At 61.1% G+C, this 17,175-nt stretch carries 13 protein-coding genes; 5 read left to right on the top strand and 8 right to left on the bottom strand.

Annotation, left to right across the window (positions count from 1 at the left end; translation table 11 throughout):
* Positions 1-21: 21 nt before the first annotated feature.
* The 5 genes from rbsA (at position 22) to A9G06_RS07845 (ending at position 5,467) form a co-directional block, all read left to right on the top strand.
* A complete protein-coding gene (rbsA, locus tag A9G06_RS07865; protein WP_069554833.1) occupies positions 22-1,551 on the top strand; it encodes a ribose ABC transporter ATP-binding protein RbsA in 1,530 nt (509 codons plus the stop codon).
* Positions 1,548-2,516 (top strand): ribose ABC transporter permease, encoded by a 969-nt coding sequence (gene rbsC / locus A9G06_RS07860; protein ID WP_005336670.1) that lies wholly within the window; start codon positions 1,548-1,550, stop codon positions 2,514-2,516. Before rbsA ends, rbsC begins: the two co-directional genes overlap by 4 nt.
* A gap of 30 nt (positions 2,517-2,546) precedes the next feature.
* Positions 2,547-3,422: a ribose ABC transporter substrate-binding protein RbsB gene (gene rbsB, locus A9G06_RS07855; RefSeq protein ID WP_069554832.1), complete on the top strand. Its 876-nt coding sequence runs from the start codon at positions 2,547-2,549 to the stop codon at positions 3,420-3,422.
* Positions 3,423-3,530: 108 nt separating this feature from the next.
* Entirely contained in the window at positions 3,531-4,463 is a 933-nt protein-coding gene (gene rbsK / locus A9G06_RS07850; protein ID WP_043820134.1) for a ribokinase, read from the top strand.
* Positions 4,463-5,467: a substrate-binding domain-containing protein gene (locus A9G06_RS07845; RefSeq protein WP_069554831.1), complete on the top strand. Its 1,005-nt coding sequence runs from the start codon at positions 4,463-4,465 to the stop codon at positions 5,465-5,467. Before rbsK ends, A9G06_RS07845 begins: the two co-directional genes overlap by 1 nt.
* A gap of 85 nt (positions 5,468-5,552) precedes the next feature.
* Here the strand turns inward: A9G06_RS07845 and A9G06_RS07840 are convergent, their stop codons facing one another.
* The 8 genes from A9G06_RS07840 to pheT form a co-directional block, all read right to left on the bottom strand.
* Positions 5,553-7,202, bottom strand: a complete 1,650-nt coding sequence (locus A9G06_RS07840) for a diguanylate cyclase (RefSeq protein ID WP_069554830.1) — start codon at positions 7,200-7,202, stop codon at positions 5,553-5,555.
* Entirely contained in the window at positions 7,202-7,678 is a 477-nt protein-coding gene (locus tag A9G06_RS07835; RefSeq protein ID WP_005336679.1) for a hypothetical protein, read from the bottom strand. Before A9G06_RS07835 ends, A9G06_RS07840 begins: the two co-directional genes overlap by 1 nt.
* 91 nt (positions 7,679-7,769) lie before the next feature.
* Complete coding sequence (gene cobB / locus A9G06_RS07830; protein WP_005336680.1) at positions 7,770-8,543, bottom strand: Sir2 family NAD+-dependent deacetylase; 774 nt, start codon at positions 8,541-8,543, stop codon at positions 7,770-7,772.
* Between the two features lie 60 nt (positions 8,544-8,603).
* The gene (locus tag A9G06_RS07825; RefSeq protein ID WP_069554829.1) at positions 8,604-9,245 is read right to left on the bottom strand and encodes a GNAT family N-acetyltransferase; all 642 of its coding nucleotides are present in this window, start codon (positions 9,243-9,245) and stop codon (positions 8,604-8,606) included.
* Positions 9,246-9,248: 3 nt separating this feature from the next.
* On the bottom strand, positions 9,249-10,493 hold the full coding sequence (locus tag A9G06_RS07820) for a response regulator (protein ID WP_069554828.1): 1,245 nt from the start codon (positions 10,491-10,493) through the stop codon (positions 9,249-9,251).
* Positions 10,480-14,469, bottom strand: coding sequence for a transporter substrate-binding domain-containing protein (locus A9G06_RS07815; protein WP_069554827.1), 3,990 nt, complete (start codon positions 14,467-14,469; stop codon positions 10,480-10,482). The genes A9G06_RS07820 and A9G06_RS07815 overlap by 14 nt, the downstream gene beginning before the upstream one ends.
* A 15-nt stretch (positions 14,470-14,484) precedes the next feature.
* The gene (gene ihfA, locus A9G06_RS07810; RefSeq protein WP_005300715.1) at positions 14,485-14,781 is read right to left on the bottom strand and encodes an integration host factor subunit alpha; all 297 of its coding nucleotides are present in this window, start codon (positions 14,779-14,781) and stop codon (positions 14,485-14,487) included.
* 3 nt (positions 14,782-14,784) lie between these two features.
* Positions 14,785-17,172: a phenylalanine--tRNA ligase subunit beta gene (gene pheT, locus A9G06_RS07805; protein WP_069554826.1), complete on the bottom strand. Its 2,388-nt coding sequence runs from the start codon at positions 17,170-17,172 to the stop codon at positions 14,785-14,787.
* Positions 17,173-17,175 lie beyond the last annotated feature (3 nt).

Raw genomic sequence — 17,175 nt, 5'->3', positions numbered from 1 at the left:
GCCTCTTCAAGGAAGCTGCAAATGAGCACAACCTCCCCCCTCTCACCCATTCTGGAGCTGACCGGGATCGTCAAGACCTTCCCCGGTGTGCGCGCCCTCGACGAAGCGGGTCTGCGGGTCTATCCGGGCCAGGTGATGGCCCTGCTCGGTGAAAATGGCGCCGGCAAATCTACCCTGATGAAGGTGCTGACCGGCATCTATCAGGCCGATGCGGGCAGTGTCAGCTACCGCGGTCAACCGGTTCACTTCAAGGGCCCCCGCGACTCTCAGGATCAGGGGATCAGCATCATCCACCAGGAGCTGAACCTGCTGCCGGAGCTCTCTATCGCCGCCAACATCTTCCTCGGGCGCGAACCCCGTACCCGTTTTGGCAGCATCGACCACAAGCAACTGCGCGAGCGGGCAAGCGGCCTGCTGGCACGACTTGGCGTCAAACACGGGCCGGATACGCGACTCGGGGACCTCTCCATCGGCGAACAGCAGATGGTGGAGATCGCCAAGGCGCTGTCGTTCGATGCCAGCGTCATCATCATGGATGAACCCACTGATGCGCTGACCGATACCGAGACCGAGCAGCTGTTCAAGGTTATCCGCGAGCTGCGTGAGCAGGGTTGCGGCATCGTCTATATCTCCCACCGCCTCAAGGAGATCTTCGAGATCTGCGATCGGGTCACCGTGCTGCGCGATGGCAAGTGGATCGGTGAGAAGGCGGTGCGTGATCTGGATGAAGACAAGATCATCGAGATGATGGTGGGTCGCCGACTGGAAGAGCAGTATCCGCGCCTTGAGCGCGAGCTCGGCCCCGTCAGCCTGCAGGTGAAGGATTTGGCCGGTCCCGGCGTGCGCGGGGTGAGTTTTTCCCTGCGTCAGGGGGAAATTCTGGGCTTTAGCGGCCTGATGGGCTCCGGCCGCACCGAGCTGATGAAGCTTATCTATGGCGCCAGCCCCATCAGTGCCGGTGAAGTCACAGTGGACGGTCATGCGCTGGTGCCCAAAAGCCCGGCGGATGGTCTGGCCGCCGGCATCGCCTATATCTCCGAAGATCGAAAAGGAGATGGACTGGTGCTGGAGCTGTCGGTGCGCGAAAACATGAGTCTGTGCGCACTCGACGAGTTCATCAGCAACGGCAAGATTGACGGCAAGGCCGAGCGGCAGGCGGTGAGCGACTATGTGCGCCTGTTCAACATCAAGACCCCGAGTCAGGATCAGCTGATAAAGCTGCTCTCCGGCGGCAACCAGCAGAAGGTGGCCATCGCCAAGGGGCTGCTGACCCGGCCCAAGGTACTGATCCTCGACGAGCCGACCCGCGGCGTCGACGTGGGGGCGAAAAAGGAAATTTATCAGCTGATCAACCAGTTCAAGAAGGAGGGGATGAGCATCATTCTGGTCTCCTCCGAGATGCCGGAAGTGCTCGGCATGAGTGATCGCATCATGGTGATGCACGAAGGGCGCATCAGCGCAGAGTTCAACACCCGCGATGCCAATCAGGAGAAGCTGATGGCGGCGGCAGTCGGTAAACAGTGGCAAGCAGAGCAAGAGGCATCCCAATGACAACCCAAACCCTTTCCCGCCGTGGCGTCATGAGCAAGGCGTGGTGGATCGAGAACAAATCCCTGGTCGCGCTGCTGGTCCTGATTGGTGTGGTCTCCTTTCTGAGCCCCAACTTCTTCACCGCCGACAACCTGCTCAACATCCTGCGACAGACCTCGGTCAACGCCATCATGGCGGTCGGCATGACGCTGGTTATCCTCACCGCCGGTATCGATCTGTCGGTCGGCTCTGTGCTCGCTCTGTGCGGTGCGCTGGCCGCGACCATGGTCGCCATGGAGTTGCCAATCTGGCTGGTGGTGCCCCTCACTCTGGGTGCCGGTGCCCTGCTGGGTGGCGTCAGCGGTCTCATCATTGCCAAGGGCAAGGTGCAGGCATTTATCGCCACTCTGGTCACCATGACCGCCCTGCGCGGCATCACCATGGTCTATACCGAGGGTCGTCCCATCTCCACCGGTTTCAGTGACGGCGCCGATCACTTCGCCTGGCTTGGTACCGGTTACCTGTTCGGTCTGCCGGTGCCCATCTGGCTGATGGCCATCGTCTTCCTGCTCGCCTGGTTCATGCTCAACCACACCCGTCTCGGTCGCTACATCTACGCCCTGGGCGGCAACGAGTCCGCCACCCGCCTCTCCGGTATCAATGTGGATCGGGTGAAGCTGGCGGTGTATGGTCTGTGCGGCGCGCTCTCGGCACTGGCAGGGCTTATCGTTACCTCTCGCCTCTCCTCTGCCCAGCCGACAGCGGGCATGGGTTACGAGCTGGATGCCATCGCCGCAGTGGTGCTGGGTGGTACCAGCCTGATGGGCGGCAAGGGCCGTATCATGGGTACCCTGATAGGGGCGCTGATCATCGGCTTCCTCAACAACGCCCTAAACCTGCTCGACGTATCCTCCTATTACCAGATGATCGCCAAGGCCAGCGTGATCTTGCTCGCCGTGATGATCGATAACAAAAGCAATCGTTGATAAGACAAGCCACACACAAGGAATGAAATGATGAAAAAGCTCAATACCCTGCTCGCTGCCGCCATCATGTCCGTGCTGGGCACCGCCCAGGCCGCCGATCAAACCCTGGCCATGGTGGTCTCCACCCTCAACAACCCCTTCTTCGTCACCATGAAAGAGGGTGCCGAAGCCAAAGCCAAAGAGCTTGGCTACGAGCTGGTGGTACTGGATTCCCAGAATGACCCGGCCAAAGAGCTCTCGAACATGGAAGATCTCACCGTACGCAAGGTCGGCGCCATTCTGATCAACCCCACCGACTCCGAAGCTGTCGGCAACGCTATTCGTCTGGCCAACAAGGCCAGCATTCCGGTGCTGACCCTGGACCGCGGCGCCGCGCAGGGTGAGGTCAAGGCCCATATTGCCTCCGACAACGTGGCGGGCGGCAAACTGGCCGGTGACTTCATCACCGAGAAACTGGGTACCGGTGCCAAGGTGATCCAGCTGGAAGGGATTGCCGGTACCTCCGCCGCCCGTGACCGTGGCGAAGGCTTTGCCCTGGCCGTCGCAGCCAACAAGCTGCAAGTGCTGGCTTCCCAGCCGGCCGACTTTGACCGCACCAAGGGCCTGAACGTCATGGAAAACCTGCTGGCGGCCCACCCGACCGTTCAAGCAGTCTTTGCCCAGAACGACGAGATGGCGCTGGGTGCCATTCGCGCGGTGCAGGCTGCCGGTAAAGAGGTGATGATCGTCGGCTTCGACGGCACTGACGATGGCAAAGCCGCCGTAGCCAAGGGTAAACTGGCCGCAACTGTGGCTCAGCAACCGGCTCTGATCGGTGCCATCGGCGTCGAGACTGCCGACAAGGTGCTGAAAGGTCAGCCGGTCGAGAAATCCATTCCGGTACCGCTGCAAGTGGTCAGCAAGTAAGTGCTCGAGGGGAGGTTCGCCTCCCCTTTTCCCTCTCGTTCAGGTGCCTCCCGGCTTGGGCTCACTCAATCACTGTGTTCAAGCCAAGATGCATCAGGAGTAGTCAACATGAATCGTCTCGTCGTTCTGGGCAGTGTCAATGCAGACCATGTGCTGCGCGTTCCCCACTTTCCTCGCCCGGGTGAAACCCTGACCGGCCACAGTTATCAGGTGGTACCCGGTGGCAAGGGGGCTAATCAGGCAGTCGCTGCCGCCCGTCTTGGCGCCCCCGTCTCCTTTATCGCCCGCATCGGTGATGACGCCATCGGCCACCAGATGAAGAGCGGTTTTGCCAAAGACGGTATTGACGTGAGCGCCGTCGAGCTCGATCCCAAGCTCCCGACCGGTATCGCCATCATCTATGTGAGCGATGAGGGGGAGAACAGCATAGGTATCTCCGCCGAAGCGAACGGTGCCATCACCCCTGCCGTGGTGAAAAACCATGAAGCGATGATCGCAGATGCCCACACCCTGCTGTTGCAGCTGGAAGTGCCGCTGGAGAGCGTCCACGAAGCTGCCCGCCTGGCCCGCGCCCATGGCACCCGGGTGGTGCTCAACCCCGCCCCTGCCCGTCCGCTCTCAAGCGAACTGCTGGCGCTGGTCGACCTTATCACCCCCAACCAGACCGAGGCCGAACTGTTGACCGGCGTCAAAGTCACCGACGAAGCGAGCGCCCGCGAGGCGGCCGCCCGCTTCCACCAGATGGGGATTGCGGATGTGATGATCACCCTGGGATCGCAGGGGGTCTATTGCAGCAACGCCCAGCAGCAACAACTCATCCCGGGCTTTCGGGTCAAGGCGGTGGATACCACAGCCGCGGGCGATACCTTCAACGGCGCCCTGCTGGCGGCGGAACTGGCCGGTGCCGATTTCCACAGCGCGGTGCGCTTTGCCCACGGTGCGGCGGCGCTCTCCGTGACCCGATTCGGTGCCCAGAGCTCGATCCCGAGCAAGCAGGAGGTCGACACCTTCCTGCTTGAGCAGACTGCGCAGGGGCACTGATGGCCAATATCAAGGAGGTGGCGGCACTGGCGGGGGTCTCCACCACCACCGTCTCCCATGTCATCAACGAGACCCGCTTTGTGGCCGAGGAGACCCGTGAGCGGGTCTTTGCGGCCATGCGCGAGCTCAACTATGCCCCGAGCCTGGTTGCCCGCAGCCTCAAGGTGAAGGAGACCAACAGTATCGGCATGCTGGTCACCACCTCCAGCAACCCTTTCTTTGCCGAGGTGGTGCGCGGGGTGGAGCGCTACTGCTTCGAACAGGGCTACAACCTGATGCTGGGCAACACCGAAGGTCAAGCCGAGACGGCCCTCTCCTACCTCAAGATGATGCTGCGTAAGCGGGTCGATGGCCTGCTGATCATGTGTAGCGAAGGACAGCAAGAGGTCTTCAACCAGCTCGACTGGCTCAAGAGCCTGCCGGTGGTGGTGATGGATTGGGGGCTGGTCAGCGAGGATGTGGATCTTATCGCCGACAACTCCTTCCACGGCGGTTATCTGGCGACCCGCCATCTGATTGAGCTGGGCCACACCGCCATCGGTTGCATCACCGGCCCCCACAGCCGCGCCCCCGCCAACCAGCGCCAAGCTGGCTTTGAGCAGGCGTTGCAGGAGGAAGGTCTCACGCTCAATCAAGACTGGATCCAGGAGGGGGATTTTGACTGCGCCAGCGGCCATCAGGCGATGACCCGTCTGCTGGCATTGCCCGAGCGCCCCACCGCCCTCTTTGTCTGCAACGATATGATGGCGATGGGGGCCATCAGTGCCGCCCATCAGGCGGGGCTGGAGATCCCGCGGGATATCTCCATCGTTGGCTATGACAATGTGGCGCTGGCCGAATTTATGTCGCCACCGCTCACCACCGTCAACCAGCCCAAAGAGGAGCTGGGACGCCTCGCCGTCACCCGCCTGCTGGCGCGGATCAACGGCGAAGCGGTGGAGAATCACCTGATCACCGTCGACCCGGACCTGGTGATCAGGCATTCCTGCGCCCCTCGCACCTGACGTTCAGGGGCAATAAATGAAACAAGGCGACCCCGAGGTCGCCTTGTTTCGTTTTATCTCTGCCGTGCAATACCGCTTTTTGCCCTCAGGCCAGCGACCGGATCTCCCTGGCTGCCAGCACTTGCAGTGGCACCAGCCCCAATCGTCTGGCCAGAGGTTGCAACAACTCACCATCTTCATCACCCTGCGGCAGCCAGTAGCGAACAGGCCAGCCGGCTGCCAGCTGCGCCGAGGTGGTGCTGCCAATCTCTCTGAGCGCCAGAGTACAACCCTGCTGCCGCAATCCCGCCATCAAGACACCATCCGGCTGTAGCGTCGGTACCAGCAACACTAGCGGCGTACGGGAAGCCTCCGGCAAATAGGCCAGTAGATGGGTCAGCTGGGCCTGATTGTCGAGCGGGACCAGCAGTGCCCGACCATCGGCATACTGCGCCTCATGCGTTTGCAGCACACGGGCCAACACGGGCCCCAGCACACCGCACTCCTGCAGCCAGCGCATATGGCATGGGACTCCCTGCTCACGCCACTCAAGCGCCAATTGCCACATCTCGTTGCCCTGCCCGTCCGTCAGCTCCTGCAATGCCACTCGCAGCGGTGCAGGCTCGCGCCCCGCCAACCACTCTCGCAGCTGATGAAGCTGCTGTTGACTCAACTGCAACTGTTGCAGCATGGCAGGCTCAAACCAGCTGATCGCCCCCTCCTGGCTACGCTTGGCCTGGTTGAGGGCTAGGATGGCCTGATCCAGCAGCCGGGCGGCATCCTGTTGCTGCGCCTTGGCAACCCCGAGCCGACAGGCCAGATCGAAGCTGCACTCCCGAGTCACGAACTCGAAATGGAGCAGATCCACCAGCTCATGAATGGCGGTTTCCAGCGCATCATCTGCCTTGATCAGCACCACGGCAAATTCATCTCCGCCGAGCCGGTAAGCGTGGCTGCCATGGGCCTGCTGCAGCTTGTTGGCCACCATCTGCAACAGCCGATCACCGACCTGATAACCCAGCAGATCATTGACCTGCTTAAAGCGCTTGAGATCGAGCACCACCAAAGCGCTCACCTCTCCGGCATGCAGAGCGAGAGAGAGCTGCTCCTGCAGGGCACGGCGGTTGCCAAGCTGGGTCAGGGGATCAAGCAGGGCAAGCCGACGGTTCGCCAGATTGGCGCGAATGAGGGCAGCGACCAGAGCGCCACCGGTCAGCAACAGGATCAGTTGCCAGATCTGCAGCCAGAACAGGCTGTTGCGGATCTGGCTGACCGAATGCTCCCGCTCCTGGCCGGAGAGGATCTGATCCCCTATCTGTTCGACGAGACGGGTCTGGCTGGCGATCGCCTCCTGCAAGCGGGCAAGCTCAGCCCCCTCGCGCAGCGCACCGGCCTCCATCTGGGGTTCGAGCTGCTTGATCTGCTCGAACAGGGTGGCCAGCACCTTGCCGAGCCCGTGCCGCTGGCGCATCTCGGCGGTTTCACTGCTGATGAGGAAGATGTCGAGCCGGTTCCACAGCAGATCGTAATCGAGGCTCAGGGTCTCCATCGACAGTCTGCCAGCCCGATAGAGCTGCAGGTCATAGAGGAAACGCTGGGATTCGAGCATCACCTGGCTGATGTTCCAGTGAACATTGCGGTAGAAAGTATCGACCAGCTGCTCCTGCCGATACTGCAGATAGAGGCTGCTGCCCGACGAGAGCAGAAACAGCAGCGACACCGCAACCAACAGCAGATTTTGGCGGGATAGCCCCATCAATCGACGATCTCGATGCGGGTCACCTGCCACACCATGCAGTTGTGAATGGCTGGGACGTCCAGCTTGGGATAGGTGGTGAACGGGATGAGCAGCCAGAGCGGCCCCTTGTTGCGCCGGGTCAGCGGTTTGCCGTCCTCCTGACGCACCAGGGTCAGCGGCACGCCGTCGAACAGGGCCAGATCCACCACCTGCTGATAGCCGTTGAGGGCCGAGACGGCGATCTTGCGAGCATCCGGGATCCCTTGCGCCGCCAGCACGGCTGACAGGGTCGGCCCGCGATAGTGGTGGGCGCCCTGAGTCCAGGGGGTAGTCGTGGTGAATTCGGTCTGTGGCAAGGCGGAGAGAGCCGCCTCATCGAGGGTCACCTGCTGGCCATCTGGCAGTACCAGGGTCATCAGGGGGATGGAGGCCGATGCGCTGGCACTGGCCAGCATCAGGAGAAAAAAAGCGATCCATTGCTTTACTGCGGTCATGGTAATTTGCGCCAACTGCGTCCCATTTTTTTAATGGTTGCCAGTGTGGCGATTTCACCGAACCATTGCAACTGTCCCGTCGCACAGTAGCTCAGGGACCGCGCATCTCCATCCAGTTGTGCCCCTCGACTTGCCTCGGTTGATGAATGCCGCACGCCTCCAGCAACTCATCGACATAGGCGGGCACCAGCAGGGAGGCTGGGCCATAGCGTTTTTCGTCAAACTGGCTGCCCACTTCGCTCGGCTCGAGATTGAGCTCTATGGTGTGCGCCCCGTTGAGGCCCGCTTCATGGACAAACCCGGCGGCCGGATAGACAGCGCCAGAGGTGCCGATGGAGATAAAGAGATCGCACTGGGCAAGCGCGCTGTAGATGCGATCCAGCCCGAGCGGCATTTCGCCAAACCAGACCACATGGGGACGCATCGGCTGGGGGAACTGGCAGCAGGAGCAAAGCTCGTCCTGATGGAGATCGCCACGCCACTCGATCACCTGACCGGACTCGGGGCAGCGGGCCTTGAGCAGCTCGCCGTGCATATGGATAAGGTTCTTGCTGCCAGCGCTCTCGTGCAGATTGTCGATGTTCTGGGTGACCAGAGTCACCGAACCGGGCAGCAGTCGTTCGAGGCGGGCCAGCGCATAGTGGGCCGGATTGGGGTGAACCTGGGGCTGTTGCAGCTGTTTGCGGCGGGAGTTGTAAAAGCGCAGCACCAGTTCGGGATCCCGGGCATACCCCTCGGGGGTCGCCACATCCTCGACCTTGTGCTCTTCCCACAAACCATCGCAGGCACGAAAAGTCTTGATGCCGGATTCGGCAGAGATCCCCGCGCCGGTCAGGATCACGATATGTTTATATGACTGCGCCATAAGCTGCTCCGTCTATCCCCGCACAATAAATGTGACCTTAGCACAGGGAAAAAAGTGTCACTATTCGCCCTTGGTCTTAAGCGGCGCCGCTGGCGGTGCGGTTAACCAGGCATCCAGTACCGACAGATCCAGCCTGACAAAGACCATCTCCCGCCCGGTCACCAGGGTCAGCGGCAAGCCAAGGCGCTTGAGCAGGGTCAGCATGGGCCGGTTCTGGGCCAGCACTTCAGCCGTCCACTCCCGGATCCCGTCCGCCCTGGCCAGCAGTGCCAGCGCCAGCAGAATCCGCCGCCCCGCCCCCTTGTGCTGAAAGTGGTCCGCTACGATGCAGGAGAACTCCGCCCGATCGGGATGAAGGCGGCGACGGATTGATTGCGCCTGCGCCAGCGGCTCACCGGCCAGATCGGTCAGCAACAGCGAGATCTGTTGTTCGGGATGGTAATTGAGAAATTGGGCCACCTGTTCCGGTGGCGGTGTCCGTTTCGGACGCATAAAGCGCAGATAGATGCTCTCTTCACTCAATGCATCGTAAGCGGCCAGCATGCGGGCAGGCGCCACACCATGCAGCTCGCGCAGCAGGCAAGGCACCCCGGATACCTCCATAGCCAGTGGCAGCGCAGCCCGGGAAACCGGATGGGGCCAGCCCTCCAGCCCTTTGCCAAGGCGCTCCCGGTGCATGGGCCAGCAGAGGTAGCGCGGCATGGCTTACCAGCGCCCCGTCATACCGCGCTCTCGCCACACCTCGACGTCGAGCAGGTTGTAAGGATCATCCAGATAGACGGCGATCCCCAGCTCCCGAACCCGGGCCATAAAGCGTCCCAGCAGGGAGTCGCCGGTCAAGGACTCCATCTCCGGCAAGATCCCCTGCCCCAGCAGCAAGGCTTGCAGCGGCAAACGCTCCAGCAGATCGAATGGCAGATGCTGGCTGTTGTCGAGCAGCAGCGCCAGCTTGCTCCCCGCCAGGCTGGCTTGCAGCACCAGCGCGAAGCGATCGGCATTGCCGAGCAGGTGGTCTCGACGGTGGATCAGCAGGGTCAGTTCGGCTGGGGTACGCGACTGCTCAGTCAGCCACTCCTTGAGCGCCTCCCAGCGGCTGGGCAAACCCGTCACCGCCAGCCAGACCGGATGAGGGGTCGCGGGACTGGAGAGCAGCCCAAGCTGACCCTGCACCTCCCCCTGCCACCGGCGGATGGAGCGGCGCTGGCCGCTCAAGCGCTGCTGACGCAGCGGGCCCAGATAGAGTCGACGCAGCAACCTGAGCAGCTCGTCGCAATCAAGCGGCTTGGCCAATGCAGCCAGAATGTTGAAACCGGCATCGTGCAGCAGGCGGCGGGCACCGTCGATCAGCGTCTGCTCATGGGCCGAAAGCAGCACAATGGGCAGCCCGGCCTCCTGCAACTGGGGCTGGTTCATCAGCAGACTGATGGCATCTTGCTCCACCAGACTGAGATCGCACACCAGCAGGCTGATGTCGCCCGCCGACAATGCCGCAAGACAGGCCGATTCATCCTGTACCCACTGACAGGAGAGCCCCAACCCGGCGATGGTCTGTTGCAGTTGCATCCCCTGAAACGGGTGATCCTCGAGCAGCAGCACCTTGTTAGCGGCCAGCCAGTTGCACCAGTCACGATAACTGGCGGCAAGCCCCCCCAGCCAATCCTCGCCAATCGCGTAAATCCCCTCATGTTGCTGCAACTGGGGGAAGTAGTCCGCCTGCTGATGAGCGGCGGGGTCGTAAAGGGCAATGGCACCTGCCGCAAACAACCCTTCCCACTGCCAGCAGGCATCCGGTCGGGTACGGTGCAACGTGACATAGGAGGGCAATGTCATGGTGCTGGCCAACTCATGGGCGGTGCTGTCGAGGGCATAGAGCACAATGGGGCAAAATCCTGCCGCCTCATGCTCTTCCGAATCGAGCAACGCCAGTAATTCTTCATCAGTGATGATCATCTTGAGCCCTCTTTGAAAACTGCTGGCTGAACTCATCCAGTGCCCGGTTCAATCTGGCTTGCAGCATCGGATGGGGCGCCTGTTGCCACTCTTCAATGACCGCCACCAACGCAGTCGCCCCTACCATTCTGGCGGCCCCCTTCAACTTGTGTAAAGCAGCATTCACGCCAACTTCATCTTCTTCTGTGCTGCAGCGCTCAAGTTCGGCCAAATCATCACGGGTAGCCTTAAGATAAAGGGCGGCCAGTTCATCGGTCAGCAGCGAGGCAACCGGTGTCGGGGCGACAACATTGCTCCCCTCTTTGGCAATATGGCGCAGCAAGGTCGCCAGCTCCTTGAGGGCGACCGGCTTGTCCAGATGGCCATCGCAACCGCAGGATTGCAGCTCCCTTGCCGCCTGATCACTGAGATCTGCGGTGATCACATAGACCGGCAGACGGGCCCAACGGGCGGATTGGCGCAATTGCCTGCACAGCTCGGCCCCGTTCATCACCGGCATCTGCAGATCGGTCAGCACAAAATCCACCTCCTGCTGTGCCAGCATCTCCAGCGCCAGCTGCCCGTTGGCGGCAGTGATAACGCTGGCACCAAGTTGCCCCAGTTGCAGGCTGATCAGCTCGCGATTGACATCGTGATCTTCAACCAGCAGTACCCGCATGCCAAGCCCTGGCTGGGTGCCGGCGACCGGTTGATCCGGGGTCAAGCGTGGTTGCAGCAGGGCGATGATGGTCCCGGGCACCCAGGACTCCCCTTGCCAGGCCCAATAGTAGAGCCCCTTCTCGTCCACCTCCGCTTGCAGCGTATCAACGGCGTTGCTGACGGTGGCGATCCCCAATCGACTAAGCCAGGGCGAGAGCGCTTGCGCCTCATCGTGGGGTAAAGAGAGTGCCAGCTGCCGCACATTGGGCTGCCAGTCCGGCTCCTGCTGTACCCGCTTCAGGGGCAACTCGCAATAGAAGCGGCTACCACCACCGGCGCGCCCCTCGACATCGATAAGACCACCCATCTGCTCGACCAGCTGCTTGCAGATGGCCAGACCAAGACCGGTGCCCGGCGCCCGCAGCTGCCCTTCAACGGCAAACTGCTCGAACGGCATAAAGAGCGTGGTGCGCATCTTGGCGGTAATCCCCGGCCCCTGATCATCCACACCGAAGCGCAAGGTCGATGCGACCACCTCGGCCCACAGCACCACTTCCCCACGCAGGCTGAACTTGATGGCATTGGAGAGCAGGTTGTGGAGCACTTGCCGTACCCGGTGAGGGTCGAGGGTCTGCAGGGCAGGCAGAGCCGGGTCCAACTTGAGGCGCAGTTGCAATCCCTTGGCCCGCGCCTTGGTCCAGTGCACTGCCGCCACGTGCTCGCACAGCTCGGTGAAATCGGTGGGCTGGGGCGAGAGGGAGAGTTTGCTGTTTTCGTTGCGGCTAAAGTCGAGCACATCGTTGAGCAGGCCGAGCAGCTCATCCCCCGCCTGACGCACCCGCGCCAGCGCGGAATCCTGCTCTCTCGACAAAGGGGTGCTGGCCAGCCACTCCAGCAAGCCGAGCATGGCGTTCATCGGCGTGCGGATCTCGTGGCTGATGGCGGCCAGAAAGCGCCCCTTGGCCAGAACTGCCTGCTGCGCCTGCTCGTGGGAGTGTTGCAATGCCTGATCCTGCTCGACCCGGGCAGTGGCATCCTGCATCACCGCATAAATTCGCCAACCCTGCGGCTGACTGCGGCCACGGCCATAGAGCTGCAACCAGCGCACCCCCTTGGTCGGATGGTGATAGCGCATGGTGAATGCAAAGGGTTTGCCAGCTTGCAACATAGCGAACATCTCACGGCTTACCCGACGGCGATCCTCACGCTCCAGCATAATGAGCACCCGTTTGGGCTCACGACGGATCTGCTGGCTCGCCAGCCCCAGCAGCTCGTAACAGCCCCGGCTGATAAACTCGATCCCCCCCACCCGTCCCCGCTCGAACATAAACTGCAGCACCACGCCGGGCACGGTATTGGTCAGGGCGCGCAGGCGGCGCTCTGCCTGACGCAGGAAGCGGGCCTGCTCACGCAGCACACTGATATCCGACAGGGCGATGAGATCGGTGGCAGGTGCTTGCTTGTCCAGTCGCAGCGGATGCTGGGCATAGGCGAAGACCTGCTCCCCCAGCACCAGCTCCCCTTCACTCTTCTGGGGCTGCACCGGCGGCAGCATCAACTGTTGCGAATAGCGCAGGGCCAGACGTCGCCCCTGTTTATTGGATTTGATCACCTTGCCCTGACTATTGCGTAGATAGACGGGCACCGGCAACGCCTGAAACATGGTTTCCCGCAGCTCGCTCTCGATGGCCAGCGCCTTCTCGGCGGCGTGACGCTGGGCCACTTCCCTCGCCAGTTGCTGACGAGACCGCCAGATCCCGCCGATGACAATGCCGCTGATCAGCAGTGCCATGGCAATGGAGCCAAACCAGGCGGCGTAGCTCACGCCGGGCTGCTGCACGACGAGCAAGCGGCGCCAGCGCTGGTTAAGTTCGTCGATCTGGGTGCTGGTCAGTGCCATCAGGTTGCGATCCATCACCCCGGCCAGCTCGGTCTGACTCTTGTTGATGGCAAAGCCAAGGCTGAAGCGATCTTCCAGCTCCTCGATATCGAGCCCTTCCAGCAAGTTAGTACGCTGGGGATATTGCAGCTGATATAGCTCGCTCAGCATGGCGTCAGCCTTGCCCTGTTTGATCGCGGCAAGCCCCTGCTCAAGGCCGTCGGTGCGAACCCACTCCTGATCACCGAGCAGGGCGAGCAAGGAGGGATCGTAGAGGGACTCAGGCACCAGAATACGCTGCCGCTTGAGTTGGGTAATGCGATCGGCAGCCAGCTTGCGCTTGCTGATCAAGGCAAACCGGTTGGTGGAGATCGTCCGGCTGAAAATGAACTGATCCGTCAATGCCGGGGATTCCGGCAAGCCGGCCATCATGTCCGCCTCACCACGGCGCAGCTTTTCTACGGCCTCCGCCTTGCTGGCGGCAGACACCAGCTTGTATTTCAGGCCTGTCTCCTGGGTGACCCAGCGCAGCACATCCGCGCTCCACCCTTTCGCCTCCCCCAGATCATTGACGCCGCTATAGGGCATCAACTCGGGATTGACCACCAGGCGAATGGTGCGACCGCGGCCGGATAACCAGGCCTGTTCGGTATCGCTGAAGTGGGGCTGGTTGACATATAGCGACCCCTGATCGAGATAGCGAGCAAGATCGGTATAGATAGTACCGGCGGGCATATGACGGATCAGGGTGTCCACCAGATTGGCCAACTCAGGCTGATCACGCATCATCAGGCGATAGCTGATGATCCGATCCTCACCAAACAGGCGCCGCAGACGCAACCCATCAGCCGGAAACTCGCGCATCAGATAGCGCAGTTGCAGATAGTCCCCCAGATAGGCATCACCCTTGCCACTTTGCAGCGCGTCGTAGACCTTCTCTCCGCTTTTTAGGGAAATAATGCGTGCCTGGGGATAGAGCTCGTGCAGCAGGCGGGCAGAGTCTGCCACCGAGTAGACCAGAAAGCGGGCCTGTTTGAGATTTTCACCCTTGTAGAGGATGGCGGCATCGGTTTCCATCATCGGACGACTTAACCGCATGCCCTCCACGGCCTTCTTGCGGGTTCCGACATAGGGAATGATGTCACAGTCACCCTCTGCGAGCCCGTTGCGCAATGTCTGCCAATCGGGCAACTCTTTGAGCACGAGGGGAACCGGGAATAGCTCCTGCAACCGGGCGAGACGATCCTTGAGCAGTCCCCCCTCGGCCATCAGGTATGGTGGAGGAAGCGTCGCAGGATAGCAGAGCGAAAGCTGACTCAGTGAGTTTACATAAGCTTGGGTCGCCGGCGCCAACGGCAGCACTGTGGTCTGCAAAGGCTTGGCGTGCAATGGCAGTGCCAGTACGGCACCCAGAAGAAAAACGGGGAATTTGGTCATCTGAAAACAAAAGCCAGGCATCTGCCTGGCTTTTTATCACTCGTTGGGTTCAACATTTTCTACCCTGGCCTTGAGCTTCTGGCCAGGCCGGAAGGTCACCACGCGGCGGGCGCTGATAGGAATATCCTCGCCCGTCTTGGGGTTGCGTCCGGGACGCTGATTCTTCTCACGAAGGTCAAAGTTACCGAAGCCTGAAATCTTGACTTGTTCACCACGCTCAAGCGCCTGTCGGATTTCCTCAAAGAAGGCTTCCACCATATCTTTGGCTTCACGCTTGCTCATCCCGAGCTGGGTGAACAGGTGCTCTGCAATGTCGGCTTTGGTAAGCGCCATAGATCAATCCCTCAAGGATGCATTCAACTCTTCACCAAGGGCCCGCACGACATTGTCTACGGTCTCGGCAATCTCTTTATCCTCCAGGGTGCGCTGGGTGTCTTGCAATACAAGACTGATGGCCAGGCTCTTCTTGTCCTCTGCCATACCAGCACCCTGGTATACGTCAAACAAGTTTATTCCAACTACCTGATTTCCGCCAACTTTTTTAATTACCGCAAGCACATCACCTGCCAGAACCTGACGATCGACCACGACGGCGATGTCGCGACGGTTTGCCGGGAACTTGGAAACTTCGGCTGCCACAGGCACCTTGGCCGGGGTCAGCTTGTCCAGCTCCAGCTCAAACATCACCGCGCGGCTCTTGAGGCCCAGCTTCTTCTCGAAGCTCGGGTGGATCACACCGATGTGGCCGATGATCTCGCCATTACGCAGGATGGCTGCGCTCTGGCCCGGGTGCAGGGCGCTGTGCTCGGTGCGCTCGAAGGTAAAGGTGGCCCCTTCGGCGGTCAAATCCAGCACCGCTTCCAGGTCCCCTTTCAAATCAAAGAAGTCGGCTGCGCGGGTTTTGATATCCCAGTGCTCGTCGCTCTGGTTGCCAGTGATGATACCGGCCAGCATCGGCTCCTGACGGATGCCGTTCTCGGCGCTTTCATCCTTGATGAAACGCAGACCCTGTTCAAACAGACGCACACGCGGCTGCTGACGGTTCTGGTTGTAAACAACGGCCTGCACCAGACCCGGGAACAGAGAGACACGCATAGCGGACATCTCGACCGAGATCGGGTTCGGCAGCACGATGGCATCGCTCTGCGGGAACAGGGTTTGCTGGGTCTTGGGATCGACGAAGCTATAGGTGATCGCTTCCTGGAAACCGCGGTCAACCAGCAGGTCGCGTACGCGCTTCAAGGTCACCTGCCCTTCTGCCTGCTCAACCATCGCCAGAGAGGCGGCGGGTTTCAGGTTCGGGATGTTGTTGTAGCCGTAGATGCGAGCCACTTCCTCAATGAGGTCTTCCTCGATGGCGATATCGAAACGCCAGGAGGGTGCCAGCGCAGTCCAACCGTCAGCATCCACAGTCACCTGCATGCCGAGGCGGGTGAGGATCTCGACCACCTGAGCGTCAGCAACGCTGATACCGATCACCTTGTCGAGCTTGCTGCGACGCAGCTTGATGGGGGCCGCTTTCGGCAGATGGGCATCGGATTTGACCTCGATGACCGGACCCGCTTCGCCGCCGCAGATGTCCAGCAGCAGGCGAGTTGCACGGTCCATCACCTTGGCTTGCAGCTCCGGATCCACCCCGCGCTCGAAGCGGTGGGAGGAGTCGGTGTGCAGACCGTAAGCACGAGCACGGCCAGTGATGGAGAGCGGCGCAAAGAAGGCGCACTCCAGCAGGATGTCGGTCGTGGTCTCGGATACACCGGTGCGGTTACCGCCGAAGATCCCGGCCATGCAGGCAGGGCCTTTGGCATCAGCAATCACCAGGGTGGTCTCTTTGAGCTTCACTTCGTTGCCATCGAGCAGGGTCATCGGCTCATCGGCGTGGGCACGACGCACCACCAGTTCCCCTTCCAGGGTAGCCAGATCGAAGGCGTGCATCGGCTGACCGTATTCCAGCAGCAGGTAGTTGGTGATGTCGACGATGGCGTCGATGGAACGAATGCCGCCACGGCGGAGCTTCTCTTGCATCCAGAGCGGGCTCTGGGCCTGCAGGTTCAGCCCCTTGATGACGCGACCCAGATAACGGGGGCAATCGGCGGTTGCTTCAACCCGGATCGGAAAAGTTGCGTCAATGGTGGCAACTGCAGGTGCCCAGGTCGGCTCGACCACGTCCACGCTGTTGAGCACGCCAATTTCACGAGCCAGACCGGCGATACCGAGGCAATCGGCACGGTTCGGAGTCAGATCCACATCGATGGATACGTCGTTCAGATTGAGGTAGTCGCGAATATCGGTACCGATGGGGGCATCGGCCGGCAGCTCAATGATGCCATCGGCTTCAACGTCGATACCCAGCTCGCTGAAAGAGCAAAGCATGCCGTGAGACGGCTGGCCACGCAGCTTGGCTTTCTTGATGGTGAAATCACCCGGCAGGGTCGCCCCTACTTTGGCCACACACACTTTCAGGCCCTGACGGCAGTTCGGCGCGCCGCAGACGATGTCCAGCAGCTCGGCTTCACCCACGTTGACCTTGGTCACCCGCAGCTTGTCGGCGTCAGGATGCTGGGCGCACTCGACCACTTCACCCACCACCACATTGTTGAACTGGCCGGCAACCGCTTCCACGGCGTCCACTTCCAGACCGGCCATGGTGATCTGCTCGGCCAGTGCGTTGTCACTCAACTCGGTGCGGACCCACTCCATCACCCAGGATTTACTGAATTTCATGTT

Source organism: Aeromonas sp. DNP9 (assembly GCF_001728955.1).
In the GTDB taxonomy this organism is placed as follows: domain Bacteria; phylum Pseudomonadota; class Gammaproteobacteria; order Enterobacterales; family Aeromonadaceae; genus Aeromonas; species Aeromonas veronii.
Note: the sequence above shows the minus strand (reverse complement) of the source record. Positions and strands in the feature narration are given on the sequence as shown.

Bases quoted from the DNA above. Each gene is read 5' to 3' on its own strand.
- rbsA (WP_069554833.1), top strand. From the start codon at position 22: ATGAGCACAACCTCCCCCCTCTCACCCATTCTGGAGCTGACCGGGATC.
- rbsC (WP_005336670.1), top strand. From the start codon at position 1,548: ATGACAACCCAAACCCTTTCCCGCCGTGGCGTCATGAGCAAGGCGTGG.
- rbsB (WP_069554832.1), top strand. From the start codon at position 2,547: ATGAAAAAGCTCAATACCCTGCTCGCTGCCGCCATCATGTCCGTGCTG.
- rbsK (WP_043820134.1), top strand. From the start codon at position 3,531: ATGAATCGTCTCGTCGTTCTGGGCAGTGTCAATGCAGACCATGTGCTG.
- A9G06_RS07845 (WP_069554831.1), top strand. From the start codon at position 4,463: ATGGCCAATATCAAGGAGGTGGCGGCACTGGCGGGGGTCTCCACCACC.
- A9G06_RS07840 (WP_069554830.1), bottom strand. From the start codon at position 7,202: ATGGGGCTATCCCGCCAAAATCTGCTGTTGGTTGCGGTGTCGCTGCTG.
- A9G06_RS07835 (WP_005336679.1), bottom strand. From the start codon at position 7,678: ATGACCGCAGTAAAGCAATGGATCGCTTTTTTTCTCCTGATGCTGGCC.
- cobB (WP_005336680.1), bottom strand. From the start codon at position 8,543: ATGGCGCAGTCATATAAACATATCGTGATCCTGACCGGCGCGGGGATC.
- A9G06_RS07825 (WP_069554829.1), bottom strand. From the start codon at position 9,245: ATGCCGCGCTACCTCTGCTGGCCCATGCACCGGGAGCGCCTTGGCAAA.
- A9G06_RS07820 (WP_069554828.1), bottom strand. From the start codon at position 10,493: ATGATCATCACTGATGAAGAATTACTGGCGTTGCTCGATTCGGAAGAG.
- A9G06_RS07815 (WP_069554827.1), bottom strand. From the start codon at position 14,469: ATGCCTGGCTTTTGTTTTCAGATGACCAAATTCCCCGTTTTTCTTCTG.
- ihfA (WP_005300715.1), bottom strand. From the start codon at position 14,781: ATGGCGCTTACCAAAGCCGACATTGCAGAGCACCTGTTCACCCAGCTC.
- pheT (WP_069554826.1), bottom strand. From the start codon at position 17,172: ATGAAATTCAGTAAATCCTGGGTGATGGAGTGGGTCCGCACCGAGTTG.